This is a genomic window from Nitrincola salilacus (genome assembly GCF_046271865.1).
In the GTDB taxonomy this organism is placed as follows: Bacteria; Pseudomonadota; Gammaproteobacteria; order Pseudomonadales; family Balneatricaceae; genus Nitrincola; species Nitrincola salilacus.
Genome location: NZ_CP176580.1, coordinates 899,641 through 916,050, shown reverse-complemented (window position 1 = coordinate 916,050; position 16,410 = coordinate 899,641). Strand labels below are relative to the sequence as shown.

The window sequence follows — 16,410 nt, the reverse complement described above, 5'->3', positions numbered from 1 at the left end:
AGCGTCCCTTGCCTGTACTTGTTAAGCATTTTTTGGTTTGTAAGCAACGATATTCACTGTACCTTTACCTTTATACTTCTTCATTTCAAAATCACTTCTGAGGCTCTGAATGATCTCAGGCAACTTTGTTGCTCCATAGGTTCTAGGGTCAAAATCAGGCGTTGATCGTTTAACAAACGAACCCGCCGCTGCGACATTTGCCCAGCCTTCATCATCTTGGTATTGCTCCCACGCCTTCTTAAGCAGAGGCACCAACTCTGAAACATTCGCTTTTTCTAACGTGGCGATTTCGTGAACTACAGGCTCTGACTCAGGAGCTGGCGATGGTTCAGCGCCTAGGTTTTCTGTAAAAATGAAATCGTCACAAGCATTTCTAAATGAAATTGGCGTCTTCTTTTCTCCAACACCAAAAACAAATATTTCCGACTCTCTAAGCCGAGAGGCCAGCTTTGTAAAGTCGCTATCACTCGAAACCAGCGCGAAAGCATCGAATTTACCAGAATAGAGCAAATCCATTGCGTCTATAATCATTGATGCATCTGTAGAATTCTTACCTGTTGTGTAGGCAAATTGCTGAATTGGCTGAATAGCCAATTCATTTAACGATTGCTTCCAATTTTTGAGATATTCACTAGACCAGTCTCCGTACGCTCTTTTTATTACAACATGCCCATGCGCTGATATCTCGTCCAATATTGCTTTCACTTTCGTGTATTGAGCGTTGTCTGCGTCAATTAGTACAGCTACTTTCTTGTGATCATCCAAATCTTTCATTCAAACTCCAATCTTGATGCTGAGTATGCTGTCATGGTAGAGCGGCCAGTTACCTGAACCGCCCCCACACAGATCCGGACGTGCGGAACTACCGCATCCGGCTCTTCAGTTATATCGTTGCTCGTGTAACGCACAAGCCCTCAATACCAGTCGACCACTAAGTGCCTTTTGGTGACACGCAGCGGACCAATTTGGTAATACCGTAACATATCCTTGAAGCGGAGCCAGTTGAAGCTGCGACGCTGGCTGCGACGGTTCAGCCATTTGTACAACGTTTCGAGTACGAAGTCATACACACGGCTAACGCTGCGGCTGTTATCCGGCAATCCGAAGTAGTTTCTAAAACCTGTGAGTTTGCGCCTAAGCTCTGGCATAAAGCGGTTGAGTCGCTTGTGGCGGTTCTGCTTTATCCAGTCGTAAAACGCTTGTAGCAGGCTCTTGTGCTTCTTCGGTGCCGTAACCCGCCTCAGACGTGGCTCGTCGTTCCTGTCCCGATCCCAGTAGAACTCAAAGCCGAGGAACTGGAACGCTCGGCGACGGGAAGGATGGAACCGGCTGAACCGCTTCAGGTGGGTCTTCTCAGGTGCAGCCTGAAGGTTGAACTTCTCCAACCGTTTGGGTAGCTCTTGATAGAACCGGCTGGCGTCGTCCCGGTATTGGAACGCGACGACAAAGTCGTCGGCGTACCGGATCAACATGGCGCGGCCTTGTAGTTTAGGCTTGATCCGCTTTTCAAACCAAAGGTCCAGCGCATAGTGCAAATAGATATTGGCCAATACGGGACTGATCACACCGCCCTGCGGAGTACCGCTGGTCGGTTTAATCACCCGTTGACCGGGTTCTTGCACCTTCGCCTTTAACCACTGGCCGATCAATGACAACAGCGCTTTATCGTCGATTCGCTGGGCCAGCATTTCCATGAGCCAATCATGGCTCATGTTGTCAAAGAAGCCTTTGATATCGGCTTCGACGATGTAGCCATACCCTTTGAACTGAAGATTGAGCATCAGGCTGTGAACCGCCTGGTGGGCGCTCTTGTTGGGTCTGTAGCCGTAACTGCACCGCTGGAAGTCCGCTTCCCAGATACTTTGCAGTATTTGGCTGACTCCTTGCTGGACAAGTTTGTCATCCAACGTGGGCAAGCCTAAGGGACGCTGACCACCATTGCTTTTCGGGATAGTCACTCGTTTGATATCGGCAGCTCGGTATTGCTTGTGTTTGAGTTGACCGCTCAAGCGATTGATATGGCTCATCAAGTTCGGTTGGTAATCGTTGAATGTTACTCCATCAATTCCCGGTGCCGACTGCTTGTTGAGCTGGCCCCAGCTTTGTACCAGTAAATCAGCATCCAATAATCCATAAAGATTCTGAAACCGGTGCTTGGGGTGGGTTTGTGCCTTAAATGCTAGGGTGTGCAATGCGGTTGTCATAGTGAATCCAGCCCTACTTTGTCCGGCCTATGTGTCTGTTGCACACCGTGATATAACTGCCAGCCCCTTCGCCATGTACAGAGCTTTCCTCTGCTCGGACTACTATGAGCTGGTCCGACTTCCAAAGAACCATCGTTGGCCTCGTGGTTTACTCGGCGTCCCTACCCGCGTCCTGCGGGAGCGCTTTGGATCTCACAAGTTCCTGGAACCTCTCTTTACACATGCCACGGTTTGAGAACTCCGCTGACTCGCAGCAACCTTGCCAGTGCGGTTGCTTTGCATGGACTTCGACGGCGTTACAAGCCTCGTCAGTCAGGACAAGCTTATTTTCGGAGCGATACCAACACTTCAGGATCACGTAATCCCTATGGCCTATGTAATTCTCTGTCTACGCTTCACGCTGGTTGTTCGGCTGCTTGTGGGAGGACTGTCCCTCGCACCGGAAAGTGTTCGCGATCCACAGCCTCCGCGCAGCGCGCAAGACTCGATACGGGTGGTTGGCTAGACCTTACCCGACAGGGACTTCCACCCTGCAAGATTGCTCCAAGCTTCGCTTGTCGCACTAACGCCCGGCTTTGAGGCGGACCTGTAGCCGCGCAGCGGCGGAAAGGCCGCCCCAGCCCCGAAGGGGCGACAACATCCGTTTGTTATGGCTGAATTTTTCCATGACGATCAATTTATTATTTTTCCAGCAAGGCTTTAGCTTGTATAAGTCTCTCAGCCAATTTTTCTTTCCCGACACCAGCAGCGGCGAGTTGGCTGTGGTAACGCTCAAGAATCTCTACTTCGCTTTTATAGTCTTTTTGCTTTCGATAGAGAATAGCCAGCTGCTCGTAGTACCAAGGTGCGACTCCACAATCAACTATAGCTGACTCAGCTTCAGTGGCATTTACACATTTCAGCAATAGCTCTATAGCCTGATCTCTCCGATCTTCGCGCTTTAACTGCTTGATGGTTTCCACATGATTGACATAGTGTTTTCCATTTACTGATGCTGCCTCTACCACTTTAGAATTCTGCTTCTCAAGCTCTTCAAACTTCTTGCGGGAGTATTCCTCCATCTTTTGATCTTCAGACTTTCCAAAAAGCCTAGTAAAAAACTTCACATTTTAACACCTATGGCCATAACGAACCTGTCGGATTAGACATTTTGAAATCAAAATCCCCAGCATCGACGGCCCATCCTTTATTCTGGTGATTATTCCCCGTTCGAACCGATGAACTTAATCATCCATTCAAACAGCCTGTATTCAGTACGTGATGCGCTTGACGCAGCTTCATCAGCCAGCTGCCACTCAGTGACGCTGCTGACCCTGTGTCGCGATCTTCTCAATGTTATGCACCAGACAATACATCAACCACTGGGCATTGACTTTGGTTCTGCCTCTTAAGGTAAACCAATTCAGCCCCTTGTTGCACGCCAGATTGCCAAATACCGGTTCCACAGTACCCAATCGCTGGCTGTAGATATGCCGTCCCATCGGGCTGTCGATCTTCTGCTTCATCTTCTCGATAAAGCCCGAGGTCTTTTTACCAGCACCCAGTGTAAAGCTGACCTGGCGACCATCAGGCTGGTTCTCTCGCCGTAGGCACTGATGCTTCAGGGAACAATCTCGACAGTGCTGACGATAGCCCTTGAACAATACATTCTCACGACAAGCCTGAGCGACTTTACGGCTGCTAGTGATCCCTCTGGAATAAGCGAATAGCACAACCTTCAGCAGAATCGCCGGGTCATAGGCGGGAGCATCGTTGTAGTCGTTGCGATAGCGGGACTCAAACACGCTGAGATCCAGATCATTCTCCACGACATGATTCAGCGTCTATTCAAACGTGCCAGGTTGGATCTGATCCGCAAACCGCAGCGGGATCATCTTGGTTTGGTTGTAATCATAGTGTTTATACCGTGCCATCCCTTGCCACCTGTGAGGTAAAGCTCTGTTGCCTGATTTTAGCCTTTGTATGCCGAGTCAGCCAAGGGCTGTGGGACTAATCCGACAGTCTCAACGCGTTGATCAGCGGCGCACTTTAGTACGTCCAGTGGAGGGCCATACCAGAACGAACTGCATCTATTTGTTAAAACTGAACTGGGCTAGTATGCCCACTTGCCCAATGCGCACCGTAAAACTCAAAAATCCAGAGCGAATGTCTCGGATCATTTTCATAGATGACGTATTTATATACAACTTGGTTTTCTCCGATCGTATGCTCTTTGAGGATGGGTAGCATTGGTATAATCTCGTCCGGCACACCATGTAACCACTGTACTTGCAGGATGCAGTTAGAAGGAATTGGATGACCTGAGTGATGGTAGTATAGCCCTCTTATAGTTCTCTCTATCACCCGATCATGAGCATAAGAATCCCATAAAACACCCATCCTTGATTCCAGATCTCCACTCTTATTAACTATCGCAACACGGCTAGACTCACTTTTTATTTTGTCTAAAAGACGTTGATTTCTTTGCAAAGTTCTAACTGTTTTTTCACTAAATAGTTTTCTGGCTATGTCATTGTTTTCGGCCGCGTGTAGGCTTAAATAGACCTTGAAAAGATCATCAAAGTCAGACGCTGAGTTGTTGCATTCAAAACAAGCAGGTACTGTTATTAAATGAGGTCGAGGTTTTGGAAAAATCGCCTTGGGAGGTACATGGTCCTTAGTGGAAGCTGTCCTTACTCCACATATTGCGCAAATTTCGCCCTGAACAGGGCGAGTAGGAGTTGTCACCACAGAAGCTAGTTTGCCTTGACGTCGTCTATTTTGCACTTTGGCCATTCGCTTCTTACTGCGCCGAGATTCCTTGATTAACTGTCGTTGACTGGCTCTCACATGGCCTCCATGTATTGCTTTAACGCCAAGTTTATCTGCACATACTGCGGAGAGCGTTTTTGTGTAAAAATGGAGCATAGCGACAGACACAAAAACGAGTGTAGCAGTATGTGTCAGCGTGCAGTTTTTTGTTATGTTTTATGCTCGATGGCATTTTTACTGTTTGATCCTGGCTCACCAACAAACCTATAAACGCGCTTGGTAACCCTCCTAGCTTCACCCGAAATATTAACACCTAGACCTTTTTCACTACCGGTGACACCAGCCTCACCGACCTTTTCGTCCGCATAGTATTCTTCGATTACCACCTCTGACGCGTTTTCTATTCTTTGGGCAATTGCAATCTCCTGAGCCACTCTTGCTTGCGCGTGCGCCATTTGCAATTCCAGAGCTTGCTTATTTGCTTCGTCACTTATTCTGTCTATGTTCTTAGATTCAGAAACTACCAAAGTTCCGGTAACTGCCGCTGCCAGTACCTTTGCTATTTGCATTATAGAGCTATCGATTAACGACATTTCTCATCCTTACCAGTGGTTCGCCAACATAACGTCGTGCTCTGTCGCGAATTTGTAGCGTAGCGGAAAATTCGTCCGACAGCAGCACCTTGTATGGTTAATTCGTTCCATTTCTGGGTAAAGTGAGGCCCACCCTCAATGGCCGTTGAGGGTCTTCATGCAGCAGCTCGATTTAGCGCAGGCTCCTCTTTCGAGAGGCCGGTAACAAGTGGGTAGCGCTGCTTGACTCCTTAGCGATAACTCAAACAGTCATCGGGGCCTCGAGCCCGCATAGCAAGGCAGAGTCAGCTTATTATGAATCACACTGAAAACCAAATCGAAGTCCATGTCGGCGTGGATGTCAGCAAGTTAAAACTTGATATTGCCTTTCATCCGCTGAACCTTCACTTTTCCATTCCCAATGATGATCACAGTATTCAAATAATCATCCAGGTACAAAAGCAACACCCAGTAAAACGGATCGTCACCGAAGCCACTGGCCGCTATGAACACGCTTTTGTTTTTGCCTGTGACAAAGCTAATCTGCCCATCATTGTCGTTAACCCCATCAGCATCCTGCGCTATGCCCAGGCTATCGGCGTATTCGCCAAAACTGATAAGCTGGACGCCGCTGTCATTGCTCGTTTTGCTGCAACGATACAACCGGATATCAAGCCTATTCCTGATAAACAATCCCGCCTGATCAAAGACTTACTGGCAAGACGGTCACAACTGATGGAAATGCAGACAATGGAGAAAAACCGTCTACAGATCATGCCTAAAGAAGTGCACTCATCCCTCAATCGGGTACTACGTGTATTGTTGAAAGAGATCGATCAACTCACACAAAAAATTGACCAACTGGTTGCACAGGTTAAACACTGGCGGGTTAAATCTGAAATCCTCACCAGTGTACCAGGGGTCGGTAAAATCCTGGCATATACGTTACTCAGTGAGCTACCCGAACTTGGCAAGCTCAATCGAAAAGAGATCGCCGCTTTGGTTGGTGTAGCCCCCATGAACCACGAAAGCGGTAACTATCAAGGCAAGCGGCGCATACGGGGTGGCCGCCCACGCATTCGCACAGTGATGTTCATGGCAATGATGTCTGCCATTCAATGCAACCCGGTATTCAAACGTTACTACACCCATCTAAAGGCATCTGGAAAGCTGCCAAAAGTCGCCTTGATTGCCTGTATGCGAAAGCTCATCGTCATACTGAATACCATGGTTAAGAATGAAGAACGATGGAGCTCAAAAATTGTATAAATATATTGACTGGTGGTCACAGTCACTTATTACACGTTTTAAGGTTTCTTCGGAGGATTGCCAGGTTGATCACCCTGCGAGGTCGTGGGTTGATATCCCGCACCGGGCTTACCTTGGTCTGGCATATCCATAGGGCGAGGCTGCTGGGCGGGCTTGTACCCGTGAGTTGGCTGATAACCGTCATTATTGAATGTCTTTTTTCTAGACATGGTATGTTCTCCTACTCTGAGTATTGAAACAGCTCTAGTGTTGCTATCTGATCCGCAAGTATTATCGTACCAGCTGTGCTGACTCTTGGCCTATCAAAACCGCCATCTTCGTTAATTACCCACGTTTCCTCTAAATAAATTTGCTCTGGTGCGGGGCTGCTAGACGAAAAGGAGTTCCGGCCATACTTACCGGCTACTTTTCTACCATCCTTTAGCGTCACGACAACCCAATACCACTGCCTTTGGGAAAAAACGTAGTCCCAAGGCTTGCCGGTGGGGTGAGGGAGGTTTCGTTGTATCAATTCTAAACCACGCGCCCAACGCCATAGGACAACCCAAATCACGGGAAAAACGAACAAAACCAGGAGGTAAAAGAGCTTGTAGGCAGTAGGGTGACTCAGGCGTATTGAGCTGGCTTCAATCTCAAGAATTGGCCAGATCAACAGAGCATAATTGATACAGCTATATGCAATAGCGTCAATTAACTGCTTTGACGACCCCCTAGTGACCGAAGGAACGATAAGTTCGTAAACCTTTATCGAAATAAAGCCAGGAATGACAAAGGCTATGAACAACAAAAGCTTATCGAGATCCCATATACTCAAATCACTCTCCAATTACGTGTAAACGATAGGCTTTGCGGCAATGTTGGAACCGCGAAGCGGTGGAATAATCGCCCGGCAACAGCGGCTGGTTATGCATTATTCGTAGTGACTCCAAAGCCTGAGAACTTTCACCACCCGATCGTCTTCGAGCACTTGGTAAACCAGGCGATGCTGAATATTGATACGCCGTGAACAGGCTCCCGACAGATCACCAATGAGCTTCTCAAACGGAGGCGGCTTGCGGTAAGGGTTTTCTGCAATCAGCGCCAACAACTCCTGAGCTTTTGGCTTGAGGCCGCCGGTGGCCAACTTCTTTGCATCTTTCTGAGCTTGCTTGACGTAAACCAACTTCCATGTCACCAGTCCAACTCCTCATCGCATTCATCCACGGGGGTGTCCATCCCCTCACGAATAGACTCCCGCATACCTGGCACAGATAGCAGGTAAAGTGTTTCCTGAATTGCAGACCAGTCTTCCTCGGAAATCAGGACGGCTTTGTTCCGCTTACCCATGATGACAATGGGTTGGTGGGACTCGGCGGTCTCATCAATCAACCGATAAAGGTTGCTGCGCGCCTCGGTTACTGTGATTCCGGTCATGACATACCTCTTGCATGCTCAACTCTTAAGCAATTGTACGTCTTCAGGTACGTACGTCAAGCCGGACGTTTCCTACCAACCGCGCTCACCCAAGCGGAAGGAGCGCAGCGACTGGAGCGTCGGGTGCAGCGCATGGTTAGCCTTTGGCATCAGGAAGCACCACTGGAACGGTGAATTTAATGCGTGAATGAGTAGATGCTTCACCATGTGAGGCACCTTGTGACCCCAAACCAACTGCGCCCAAATAAACCCCGATGCCTCCTTTTGTATCCTTACTACTCGCTTCTGCCAATGCGATATCAAATTCAACTGTGGTGACAGGACGATCATTATCATCTGTCATGACTTTGTTGTCCTTCACACAACCATAAAGCCTCATAGATCCAGCTTTTCCACCATGGGCTTGCGTCAATTCACTTGCTTGGGCAACCCCAGCAACTATTTCAGTTATTGCGGTTTTTATAAATTCTTGAAGTTCCATACGTTCCTTCCTTATAAAGGCTAACGAGCCTGTCGGATTAGACATTTACAGTCAAAATCCCCAGCATCAACAGCCCGTCCTATATTCTGATGTTTTCTATCCGTTCGAACGGATGAACTCATACACCCATTCAAACAACCCTTATTCAGTATCATGTTGCAACCACTGACCATCAGTCAGTACCTGCTGCACCTCAGTGGCGCCGCTGTCCCTGTCTCGCGACCTTCTCGATATTATGCACCATACTGTACATTAACCACTGCGCATTGACCTTGTCTTTACCCCTCAGGGTAAACCGATTCAGTCCCTTGTTGCTTTCCAGATTGTCAAACACCGGCCTGTCCGCCCGTCAAATCCGCGATAGCCTACGCGTCAACCGTTACTGCTGACCGTAGCTGCAAGCGGGGCTGTTGTTGACAGGGCTTCATTGATCGCCTCAATGTGGCGACACTTCGGGTAGGTACTGCATGCCAAAAACTGCTTGCCGGCATTGGCACCACTCCTAGCCACACGCACAACCATCGACGATGAGCACTTGGCGCAGCTCTTTTCATCCTTTTCGATCTGCTTCTCAGGCGCTGCAACCGGTAGTTCTGCTTCTGGTTCAGCCGCAGTTGCTGTAGCAGTCAGGTGCGGCGCCAGCAATGCCTGTATCTCGCTGATGACATAGCCCGCCTTGGCCGGTACGCGAATAAATGGGATATCGGCAGCGCTGCACACCCCGGTCAGAAACTCGTCCCGCTGTTGCCGCTTGCTGGCTTTGTGTGAACTGTCATCCAGCTCCAGCACACAGATCACAGAGAGGTCATGACTGTCGCACAGAACAAAATCGAAATGCTTGGCAGAGATCTTGTTAAACGCTCTCTGCCAGATACTCCTCGCCAGCCCCTTCCGCGGCGTTGCAATATCCGCCACCCTGACCTTGCCGAAGATCGTTGCATTCGTGCCGACAGCCTGGCTGAGTACGCCATAAAACGAGCGTTCAGCCGGCGTAAAGAGTGGTCCTGCTTTCTGATAGGGATAGGCTTCGGGGCCAGACACCCGCCCCTTCAGGGATTTGGCAAAGACAAGCGCAATGACGATAATCGCTACCGCTGCAATGAGTAACCCTTCCATCTGTTTCCTCCTTTATAACCCTGATATCTGCTACCCGAAAAAGCAGCAATTCTTGTCCTCACGGACGATAGCAAAAAACTCCTCAGACATCCGAGACGACTCACACCTGGATCAGAAAAAAGTACTGGGCCTCACAAGACGACTATTTGGCAGGTAAATAACGACTAAATAGCGTGGCGAAATCTATGTCTTCGAGCTCCCGCCCAATGAAATAGCCTTTATCCCGAGCGAGATTAAGCGCTGCACCACCCGGTGCGGCAACTGGAAGAACGAAAGCAGCAGGATTGAACCGCCTGAAAATGTCGTATTCGACTTCGACTCCATCCATCCCCCCAATGAATACTGCTCCGATCAGATCTTCACTAGAGAGCATCTGTTCGCGCATCAGTTGCAAGCTACCTTGGATATCCTCGGGAACGGGGTCGGTATAAATGACGTTGTCAAACCGTTGGTTCTCTTCCGGATAACGACCTTCGAAAATGCGGCTTTGATACAGGATCACAGAGCTTGCGTAATCAACCCCGAGATCTTCGCAGATGCTCCAAATCATTGGGGTAATTGCAGGATGGCCGCCCCATACAATCTTGTGCCGGCGAACGGTAGCGATAGCTAGTTCACGAACGGCACACTGGATTAGAAACGGATCAGCGGTCTCGTAGTACGTCCCTCGCCCGATCACGGGGATGCTTGCCGAGAGGAAAATCGTCCCCATTTCTATGCCCTCCAGTCTGCAAATTGCCAGCCCGCCTCGTAAGCCTTAACCCAGCGCGTCGCTTGGATGTATTGGCCCAGCCAATCCAAGTGACTCAGCCATTGGGGGTGTAGGCCTACATGGTCATAGAGTATAGCCACAGATTCGTCAGGGGAGTTCATTGAAGCTTCGTGCATTGTTGTCGAGGTCGGCACACCCACCGTTGGGTAGACCATAACCATCTGATCATCGGGAAGACGTACTCGAATCCCGCGCCCGACACTCATGCCAATCACCTCGCCACCTATGGCCTCAATACCTATTCGCAGATTGCTAACTAGGTTAACGGTTCTCACCGCATGACTTTTGCTACGGACTTCCTCAAGCTGAAGACAGATACGATCAATCGCGTGATCACTAATCCGCCCAGATGTGACATCTAGCTCGCTCGCATCAAGCTCAGCGAGGCTTGCAGTTGCCAAGCGCTCGGAGCGCTGGGCTTCAGGCCACCCTACTCGAAGAACGCTGATGCCCTTGGCAAGCGCCCTTCCGAACTCGGCTGCCGTCCATCGACTGTTGAAATAGTCAGGCGTGTCGAGCATCAACAACACGTCAGAATCACAAAGCCGATGCCACAGCATGGTCTGAAAATCTTCTGCCGGTGCGATGCTATGGGTATCCAGGAAAACGTCGAAATGCCTGACAGAGAGCGCGTCGAACATCTGCAGAGCCGCCTGCCTAGCCTCGTCCCGTCGATAACTGACAAATACCCGACGTTGCTTCGGAAGCAAACCTGCACATTCCAATAGAGCAGTGGCTACCCGTTTCGCCCCACCATTTGCGTACGACAAACAATTCAATGGCCGAAGGATTTCCGGGACTTCCGTTGCAACTCGACCTAGGTCAGGCACTACTGGGACAACAGGAACACCGCCCCGCAGCAAGTCTGGTAGACTGGGGTGATCTGCGTCTACACCGCCAAAAAATACAACGGCAGCCGATCGTTGCTGATGAGGAGTGAACTCAACAGGAACTACCTCCCAGCCAATCTCTTGGCCCAACCTCAAGCCAAACCTAGAAACCGCCTCTGCTACAGCCTTTTCAAGCTCAGAAATTTGCTCAGCCGAGGGTGCACCCAGGACAGCAAGATGATAGATGAATGACATGACATCCTCGTTATCAGTTTCGCTTAAACGCTAGTAACCAAACTGGGGCCGCGAGACTATCTCCCAAGCGCCCGTGCATTCTCAAAACCGCTCCCACGGATCAACATGTTGGCCGTCAAAGAATCTGGAGCGCACTTCAGCAAAGTGCGCTTTGCCAGCCTCATTGCCACGTTGTACCATTTCCTGGATAGCCTCGGCGTCATCCATTTTGATTTCGACAGGGGTTTGCTGATTAACGCGCACATGACGTGTCGGGCCTAGGAAACTTTCTGCTAGTGCCAAAGTACCATGCTCTTGGGCGGCGAAAAAGAGATCGACGCTATGAGGTGCCCAACCTGCCTTGCCCTTTCCTAGCTGCTCAATGAAGTCGCTTTCGCTACTGAGAGTGCCAATGCTCAGTACATCAATCCTGTCTAAAGGGATTTTCAAGTATCGAACCGCTTCCGCCAACGCCGGGAGGATGGGGTTATTGGCCCAGACACCTCCATCCAGAAACGTCTCCAGCGCGATAGGCCCATCGAAGGTAGCTTCATCAAAATAGGTAGGTGCAGCGGAGGAAGCCAGTGCAGCATCGACGGCTGAAATATCTCGGTAAGCGGTTCGATCTGGGCTATGCGGGGTGACGATCGCCTCTGCCTGACCTTGCTTGGCCCTCACAGTGGGAATCACCAGGCGGCAGCGGGAATCTGCTTCCAACGTTTTGTCCCCGTAAACCGCTGTCAGCAGGCCCCGAAGTGTGGCTGAGTCATGCTTGGATTTGAGCCAGTGCCGCAGTTTCCGATCCTTCGGAAAAATCTGGGGCCCCTTTTTCTCGTAAAACTCAAGGATTTCACGTGGCTTCAAGCCCATGGCGAGCCCAATAGCCAAGATAGCTCCCGTGGATGTGCCGGCCACTAGGTCGAAGTGAGAAATGAGGTCGTTCCCACCACCGGCCTTCAGCATGTCGTCCCACTTGGCCAAGACTGCCGCGGTGAAGGTACCTCTGAGCCCTCCTCCGTCAAGCGCCAAGATGCGGAAGTTTCGGCCGCGCGAGACGTTACGGCGAGTAAGCGGTAGGTTCTTCAGTTGGTCGACGATCAGCCCTACGACTTGGTCAACCGATGTACTGTTGGCAATGGTCGCATTCGCCTCTTGAGCTAGCCCGTTTCGCAGACGAGATAACAACGAAGGATCTTCTTTGAGATAGCCTGCGATAGCCCCGCCAAAGCCAGCGACGATAAAGCCTGGCTTTCCGAGTTCAAGCATCGTATCCAGCTCATTGGGAACGCCTGCTTTTGCTTTATTAACGTCCCACCATGCACCACCGACGCAGATGACGGCGTCGGAACGATCAGCCATCCAATCACGCATTGGGGTCAGGCCTTCTGCAGCCGGGCCATCGCTGTTATCTGTAGGCACGATCTCTACAGAAGCGAATGTTCTTTGTTCTTCAATTTCAGCAGTGTACTGGTCGGTTGAGTAGCTCTTCGCCCGCACTAGGGTAAGCGCGCCCTTGCTCCCACCTGCCTGGATGAAATCCTCTGCAGCTTTCCGCAGTGGTTCAGTAAACGAAGGATGGCTCCCATGGACAATAGAGCCCCCTTCACTGAAGACTTTCGCTGCGAATTTCTTTACGAAATCAGCGATGTCTGCTTGCAATTCTTTGTTCGACCCGGACAGGTGAACCCTGACGCCGGCCAGACGCTGCGTGACTGCCATGTGTAATACCTGAGTGATCTGAAATGTCGAGTTCTGTCGGCTAGTACGTCTAGGGGTGTGTTGTTAACGACCGGCCAAGGCAGCTGCGGTTTCGATCCAGCCTGCGATGTTTTCCCGACCTTTTTGAGCCGCGAAGTCGTATCTCATGCAGTGCTTGGATAGCTTAATAACCGTGTTGCTGGTAGGGGCGTCAAACCAAAGATCAGAGGCAGGGATTGCTAAGGTGTAGTCCGAGTACTTCACCCATTTATCGTCCTTGAGCTCCGCGAAATAAATCTTGCCGTTGGCGAGATAGACACCCACTTCAGCCAGTGGATCTGTGCCTTTCACTCCAAGCTCCTTCGCGTTATTTTCTACGCCATGGATATCGACCGTGAGTAGCCCATTGCCCTTCAATACGCTGCGCACGATCTCGTAACGTACCCATCGCCTAGAAGCTGTGTACTGGCCAGAAAGCACACACGTCACTGAAGTATTCTTGAGGCCATTACGAAGGAAGGTCTTGAGCGCTTCATCACTTTCCTTCTTAGAAGCTTCAAATACACTGCTGTCATAGAACCCTTCCGCCACCTGATCCTTGCTGACGACCCAGCAATTTCTGACATTCCAGACTCGCCATACGTCTTCCTGATAATGGAAGGAAAAAAAAGTTTTTCGCGCCATACTTTGCTCCAATTCGTTTCACTGAAAATACCACTCACTCCGCAGCGACTACAGTTTACTGTGAAATGTGCCGTAAGTGCCCGTCAATTATTTGTTGTTTTTTAATTTAATTCAATGTATTGATGAGCAAGCTCAATTTGCCTTATTTTGAATGGCGTGATCAATCCAGTTTGAGATATTGTTTGCAATGTCTTGGTAAGCATTGGAAGAACTAGGATCATAACAAGGTACGACGCTTGACATTGCACTGCCACCATTGAATTTGATGAGATCAAACGGATTTTTTCCCTTCCTGCTAGTTCCGTTTCTAGGGCACTTTAGGTTATGAATATGAATACCTAACAGAGCTTTTCCGTCATTCCATGCCTTGATGATTTCATGTTCTACCCATGGTCTTGAAGCAGTTTCGCTACCAATCAAAACAATAATACATCGTTTGTATTTCATATTTTGATCGATCCAGTCCTCTACTGCTTTGTTACCAGTTCGCTTTAGTTTTTCCCATTCATTTGGAGTGGTAGGTGGATTACCCTCAATACTACCAATATTACGTATTTGTTGGACTCTCATTACGTCGTTATCAAAATGAAAGCTATAAAAAACAGGAATTTTAGCCATTTTTAGTTTCCTTTATAGATTTTCTACCCAAGTTCCATAATTCGTACCTGCATCAAACACAGCATAACCAGTCTTGCCCGTCTGTTTATTGTTTCCTTCATCTATCTTCTTATACAGCTGAAGATATTCGTTTCCATACCAAGTTCCGTAATCATCTTCTGTTGGAATAATTAATATCTTTTCGTATCCTTTTGCTGAATCTGCAAAACCAATTTCCCAAGGACACCAGCGTGATTGATTGGAATTGTCCGTTGCTAAAAAAAAGAACCAGTCTGTAGAGTATATTTTTGCCTTAATTATGTTTGCAGTTTCCTTGTTGGGAGTGCTCGGCATTTCGCTATCTTCCCAGTCAATGTACAAGTCCCATCCATTTTCTTTCATTAGAACTTGAAGACCTTTAGCTAGCTCATGGTCTTTATGACTGTGGCATAAAAAGGCCGTTTGCTTATTTTTAGCTAAAGCTTCATTAAGCGATTTAGCTACAACAACTCTTCCCGAGCGATTAGATGCTGATCGTAAGTCCCTTGTTTTAATGGCCATTCCTACTCCTTTAATTCATAGTACTCGGGCACCTAGACATAATGATTCCCCACGAGGTGCACGGAAATATCATGAAACCCCGCATGTCTCTAAGACTTGCGACAGATACTCCCAACTCATTGCTGCCTTCTTTCGTTTGCGCTGAATACCTGCCTTGAAGGTTTTCTCACTCGTCAAGAAGTTCATCGCAATGTGTCTGATCGCTGCCAGATTCTTGGCCGCATCTTCTCGACGTATCCGACAGGCATCCTCTTTAAATCCAACATCCAGACACCAGTGCAATTTACTCTCAATGTGCCAATGCTGGCGTACCGCCTGCGCAAAACGCTCCGCTGTTAAAACTTCTGAGCTGATGTAGTAGTGAATCTGGGCATGATCCGGGATGGTTTCACCTTCCTGTCGGAAAGAGATGGCCACGCCCACACTCTTCATGCCGGGCCAGTCAAATGACAGGTTGACGAAGTCATCAAACAGTTCGCTCACCACATACAGGCGGGTTTCTTTTCGGCCATGGCTGGTCTCGGCGGTGCTGTAATAATCACCATCATAATCAACTAGGCGATGCATCGGAAAAAGGTCTTTGAACGCCTTTTCCAGGCGAGGCTGGTTACCTTTAACCGCTAACAGATAGTCCGCCTCTTTATCCACAATCGCCTTGGCGATAGCCCTTTGACACCCCATGACGTCCAGGGTTACGAGGCATCCACGGATTTCCAACAGCTTTAACAATTCCGGTATCGCCGTAATCTCATTCGACTTCTCAGCTGTTTTCAGCTGCCCCATCACCATACCATTTTCGACACAGAAGGCACTGATCATATGAATGGCTCCGCGCCGCCGACTCTTGTCGTAAGAACTCCGCAGGGTCTTGCCATCAATCGCTATGATGCTGCCCTCTGTCAGGGTGTGACAGCTCTGCATCCATTGTGAAAAGCAGCTTTGCATCTGGCTGGGATTGAGGCGACCTATCACGCGTGCAATCGTATTGTGGCTCGGGATACCGTTATCAAAATCACCATAACACTTCAGCCATTCAAGGTGTGTATCGCCAAAATCAGCGATCTCTTCCCAGCCCTCTGCGCCCGCGATGACGCACAGACTGTCAGCAACAGCACATCTGAAAGCTTATGTTCCACTTTCCAGTCCTGGCGATAGTCATTAAGAATTGAAAAATGGCTGAGTAAGTCTTGTGGATTCATAGGGATACCTGATGTGTCGTTGTATCCGC

Annotated in this window: 20 protein-coding genes and 1 pseudogene; 2 read left to right on the top strand and 19 right to left on the bottom strand. The window is 49.2% G+C overall.

Translation table 11 applies throughout. The features are described 5' to 3' along the window. Nucleotides 1-21 precede the first annotated feature (21 nt). From ACK3CJ_RS04165 to ACK3CJ_RS04140, 6 genes are all read right to left on the bottom strand, one after another. A complete protein-coding gene (locus ACK3CJ_RS04165) occupies nucleotides 22-774 on the bottom strand; it encodes an NYN domain-containing protein (RefSeq protein ID WP_409525165.1) in 753 nt (250 codons plus the stop codon). A gap of 140 nt (nucleotides 775-914) precedes the next feature. Continuing rightward, nucleotides 915-2,204, bottom strand: a complete 1,290-nt coding sequence (gene ltrA / locus ACK3CJ_RS04160; RefSeq protein WP_409525163.1) for a group II intron reverse transcriptase/maturase — start codon at nucleotides 2,202-2,204, stop codon at nucleotides 915-917. A 680-nt stretch (nucleotides 2,205-2,884) separates the two neighbouring features. Continuing rightward, on the bottom strand, nucleotides 2,885-3,310 hold the full coding sequence (locus ACK3CJ_RS04155) for a hypothetical protein (RefSeq protein ID WP_409525162.1): 426 nt from the start codon (nucleotides 3,308-3,310) through the stop codon (nucleotides 2,885-2,887). A 189-nt stretch (nucleotides 3,311-3,499) separates the two neighbouring features. Next, the gene (locus tag ACK3CJ_RS04150) at nucleotides 3,500-4,012 is read right to left on the bottom strand and encodes a transposase (RefSeq protein WP_409525161.1); all 513 of its coding nucleotides are present in this window, start codon (nucleotides 4,010-4,012) and stop codon (nucleotides 3,500-3,502) included. A gap of 268 nt (nucleotides 4,013-4,280) precedes the next feature. Next, complete coding sequence (locus ACK3CJ_RS04145; protein WP_409525160.1) at nucleotides 4,281-4,979, bottom strand: hypothetical protein; 699 nt, start codon at nucleotides 4,977-4,979, stop codon at nucleotides 4,281-4,283. A 185-nt stretch (nucleotides 4,980-5,164) separates the two neighbouring features. Continuing rightward, nucleotides 5,165-5,548 (bottom strand): hypothetical protein, encoded by a 384-nt coding sequence (locus ACK3CJ_RS04140; RefSeq protein ID WP_409525159.1) that lies wholly within the window; start codon nucleotides 5,546-5,548, stop codon nucleotides 5,165-5,167. Nucleotides 5,549-5,842: 294 nt separating this feature from the next. Here ACK3CJ_RS04140 and ACK3CJ_RS04135 point away from each other — a divergent pair, with 294 nt between their 5' ends. Then, a complete protein-coding gene (locus ACK3CJ_RS04135) occupies nucleotides 5,843-6,796 on the top strand; it encodes an IS110 family transposase (protein WP_409525158.1) in 954 nt (317 codons plus the stop codon). 220 nt (nucleotides 6,797-7,016) lie between these two features. On the opposite strand, the gene ACK3CJ_RS04130 is transcribed toward ACK3CJ_RS04135, so the two are convergent. From ACK3CJ_RS04130 to ACK3CJ_RS04095, 8 genes are all read right to left on the bottom strand, one after another. Further along, entirely contained in the window at nucleotides 7,017-7,610 is a 594-nt protein-coding gene (locus ACK3CJ_RS04130) for a DUF6338 family protein (RefSeq protein WP_409525157.1), read from the bottom strand. A gap of 96 nt (nucleotides 7,611-7,706) precedes the next feature. Beyond that, a complete protein-coding gene (locus tag ACK3CJ_RS04125) occupies nucleotides 7,707-7,970 on the bottom strand; it encodes a Txe/YoeB family addiction module toxin (protein ID WP_409525156.1) in 264 nt (87 codons plus the stop codon). Continuing rightward, the gene (locus ACK3CJ_RS04120) at nucleotides 7,967-8,209 is read right to left on the bottom strand and encodes a type II toxin-antitoxin system Phd/YefM family antitoxin (protein WP_151703943.1); all 243 of its coding nucleotides are present in this window, start codon (nucleotides 8,207-8,209) and stop codon (nucleotides 7,967-7,969) included. Before ACK3CJ_RS04120 ends, ACK3CJ_RS04125 begins: the two co-directional genes overlap by 4 nt. Nucleotides 8,210-8,345: 136 nt before the next feature. Beyond that, the gene (locus ACK3CJ_RS04115; protein WP_409525155.1) at nucleotides 8,346-8,690 is read right to left on the bottom strand and encodes a hypothetical protein; all 345 of its coding nucleotides are present in this window, start codon (nucleotides 8,688-8,690) and stop codon (nucleotides 8,346-8,348) included. Nucleotides 8,691-8,883: 193 nt separating this feature from the next. Further along, entirely contained in the window at nucleotides 8,884-9,024 is a 141-nt protein-coding gene (locus tag ACK3CJ_RS04110; RefSeq protein ID WP_409525154.1) for a transposase, read from the bottom strand. Between the two features lie 38 nt (nucleotides 9,025-9,062). Continuing rightward, entirely contained in the window at nucleotides 9,063-9,806 is a 744-nt protein-coding gene (locus ACK3CJ_RS04105) for a DUF2726 domain-containing protein (RefSeq protein ID WP_409525153.1), read from the bottom strand. 142 nt (nucleotides 9,807-9,948) lie between these two features. Further along, the gene (locus ACK3CJ_RS04100) at nucleotides 9,949-10,518 is read right to left on the bottom strand and encodes a hypothetical protein (RefSeq protein ID WP_409525152.1); all 570 of its coding nucleotides are present in this window, start codon (nucleotides 10,516-10,518) and stop codon (nucleotides 9,949-9,951) included. Nucleotides 10,519-10,520: 2 nt separating this feature from the next. Then, nucleotides 10,521-11,219: a toll/interleukin-1 receptor domain-containing protein gene (locus ACK3CJ_RS04095; protein ID WP_409525151.1), complete on the bottom strand. Its 699-nt coding sequence runs from the start codon at nucleotides 11,217-11,219 to the stop codon at nucleotides 10,521-10,523. Between the two features lie 164 nt (nucleotides 11,220-11,383). Between ACK3CJ_RS04095 and ACK3CJ_RS04090 the strand changes: the two genes are divergently transcribed. Next, nucleotides 11,384-11,518, top strand: coding sequence for a hypothetical protein (locus tag ACK3CJ_RS04090; protein ID WP_409525150.1), 135 nt, complete (start codon nucleotides 11,384-11,386; stop codon nucleotides 11,516-11,518). A 226-nt stretch (nucleotides 11,519-11,744) separates the two neighbouring features. On the opposite strand, the gene ACK3CJ_RS04085 is transcribed toward ACK3CJ_RS04090, so the two are convergent. From ACK3CJ_RS04085 to ACK3CJ_RS04065, 5 genes and pseudogenes are all read right to left on the bottom strand, one after another. Beyond that, nucleotides 11,745-13,361 carry a CBASS cGAMP-activated phospholipase gene (locus ACK3CJ_RS04085; RefSeq protein ID WP_409525149.1) on the bottom strand — a complete coding sequence of 539 codons (1,617 nt, stop codon included), beginning with the start codon at nucleotides 13,359-13,361 and terminating at the stop codon, nucleotides 11,745-11,747. Nucleotides 13,362-13,424: 63 nt separating this feature from the next. After that, on the bottom strand, nucleotides 13,425-14,024 hold the full coding sequence (locus tag ACK3CJ_RS04080) for a TIR domain-containing protein (RefSeq protein ID WP_409525148.1): 600 nt from the start codon (nucleotides 14,022-14,024) through the stop codon (nucleotides 13,425-13,427). 132 nt (nucleotides 14,025-14,156) lie between these two features. Continuing rightward, nucleotides 14,157-14,642 (bottom strand): TIR domain-containing protein, encoded by a 486-nt coding sequence (locus ACK3CJ_RS04075; protein ID WP_409525147.1) that lies wholly within the window; start codon nucleotides 14,640-14,642, stop codon nucleotides 14,157-14,159. A gap of 12 nt (nucleotides 14,643-14,654) precedes the next feature. Continuing rightward, the gene (locus tag ACK3CJ_RS04070; protein ID WP_409525146.1) at nucleotides 14,655-15,182 is read right to left on the bottom strand and encodes a toll/interleukin-1 receptor domain-containing protein; all 528 of its coding nucleotides are present in this window, start codon (nucleotides 15,180-15,182) and stop codon (nucleotides 14,655-14,657) included. Between the two features lie 69 nt (nucleotides 15,183-15,251). After that, a pseudogene (locus ACK3CJ_RS04065) lies at nucleotides 15,252-16,381 on the bottom strand (ISAs1 family transposase). Between the last annotated feature and the right edge of the window lie 29 nt (nucleotides 16,382-16,410).

Excerpts from the sequence above, each read along its gene's own strand:
- ACK3CJ_RS04165 (WP_409525165.1), bottom strand. The coding sequence starts at position 774 with ATGAAAGATTTGGATGATCACAAGAAAGTAGCTGTACTAATTGACGCA.
- ltrA (WP_409525163.1), bottom strand. The coding sequence starts at position 2,204 with ATGACAACCGCATTGCACACCCTAGCATTTAAGGCACAAACCCACCCC.
- ACK3CJ_RS04145 (WP_409525160.1), bottom strand. The coding sequence starts at position 4,979 with ATGGCCAAAGTGCAAAATAGACGACGTCAAGGCAAACTAGCTTCTGTG.
- ACK3CJ_RS04140 (WP_409525159.1), bottom strand. The coding sequence starts at position 5,548 with ATGTCGTTAATCGATAGCTCTATAATGCAAATAGCAAAGGTACTGGCA.
- ACK3CJ_RS04135 (WP_409525158.1), top strand. The coding sequence starts at position 5,843 with ATGAATCACACTGAAAACCAAATCGAAGTCCATGTCGGCGTGGATGTC.
- ACK3CJ_RS04120 (WP_151703943.1), bottom strand. The coding sequence starts at position 8,209 with ATGACCGGAATCACAGTAACCGAGGCGCGCAGCAACCTTTATCGGTTG.
- ACK3CJ_RS04115 (WP_409525155.1), bottom strand. The coding sequence starts at position 8,690 with ATGGAACTTCAAGAATTTATAAAAACCGCAATAACTGAAATAGTTGCT.
- ACK3CJ_RS04105 (WP_409525153.1), bottom strand. The coding sequence starts at position 9,806 with ATGGAAGGGTTACTCATTGCAGCGGTAGCGATTATCGTCATTGCGCTT.
- ACK3CJ_RS04100 (WP_409525152.1), bottom strand. The coding sequence starts at position 10,518 with ATGGGGACGATTTTCCTCTCGGCAAGCATCCCCGTGATCGGGCGAGGG.
- ACK3CJ_RS04095 (WP_409525151.1), bottom strand. The coding sequence starts at position 11,219 with ATGTTCGACGCGCTCTCTGTCAGGCATTTCGACGTTTTCCTGGATACC.
- ACK3CJ_RS04085 (WP_409525149.1), bottom strand. The coding sequence starts at position 13,361 with ATGGCAGTCACGCAGCGTCTGGCCGGCGTCAGGGTTCACCTGTCCGGG.
- ACK3CJ_RS04080 (WP_409525148.1), bottom strand. The coding sequence starts at position 14,024 with ATGGCGCGAAAAACTTTTTTTTCCTTCCATTATCAGGAAGACGTATGG.
- ACK3CJ_RS04075 (WP_409525147.1), bottom strand. The coding sequence starts at position 14,642 with ATGGCTAAAATTCCTGTTTTTTATAGCTTTCATTTTGATAACGACGTA.
- ACK3CJ_RS04070 (WP_409525146.1), bottom strand. The coding sequence starts at position 15,182 with ATGGCCATTAAAACAAGGGACTTACGATCAGCATCTAATCGCTCGGGA.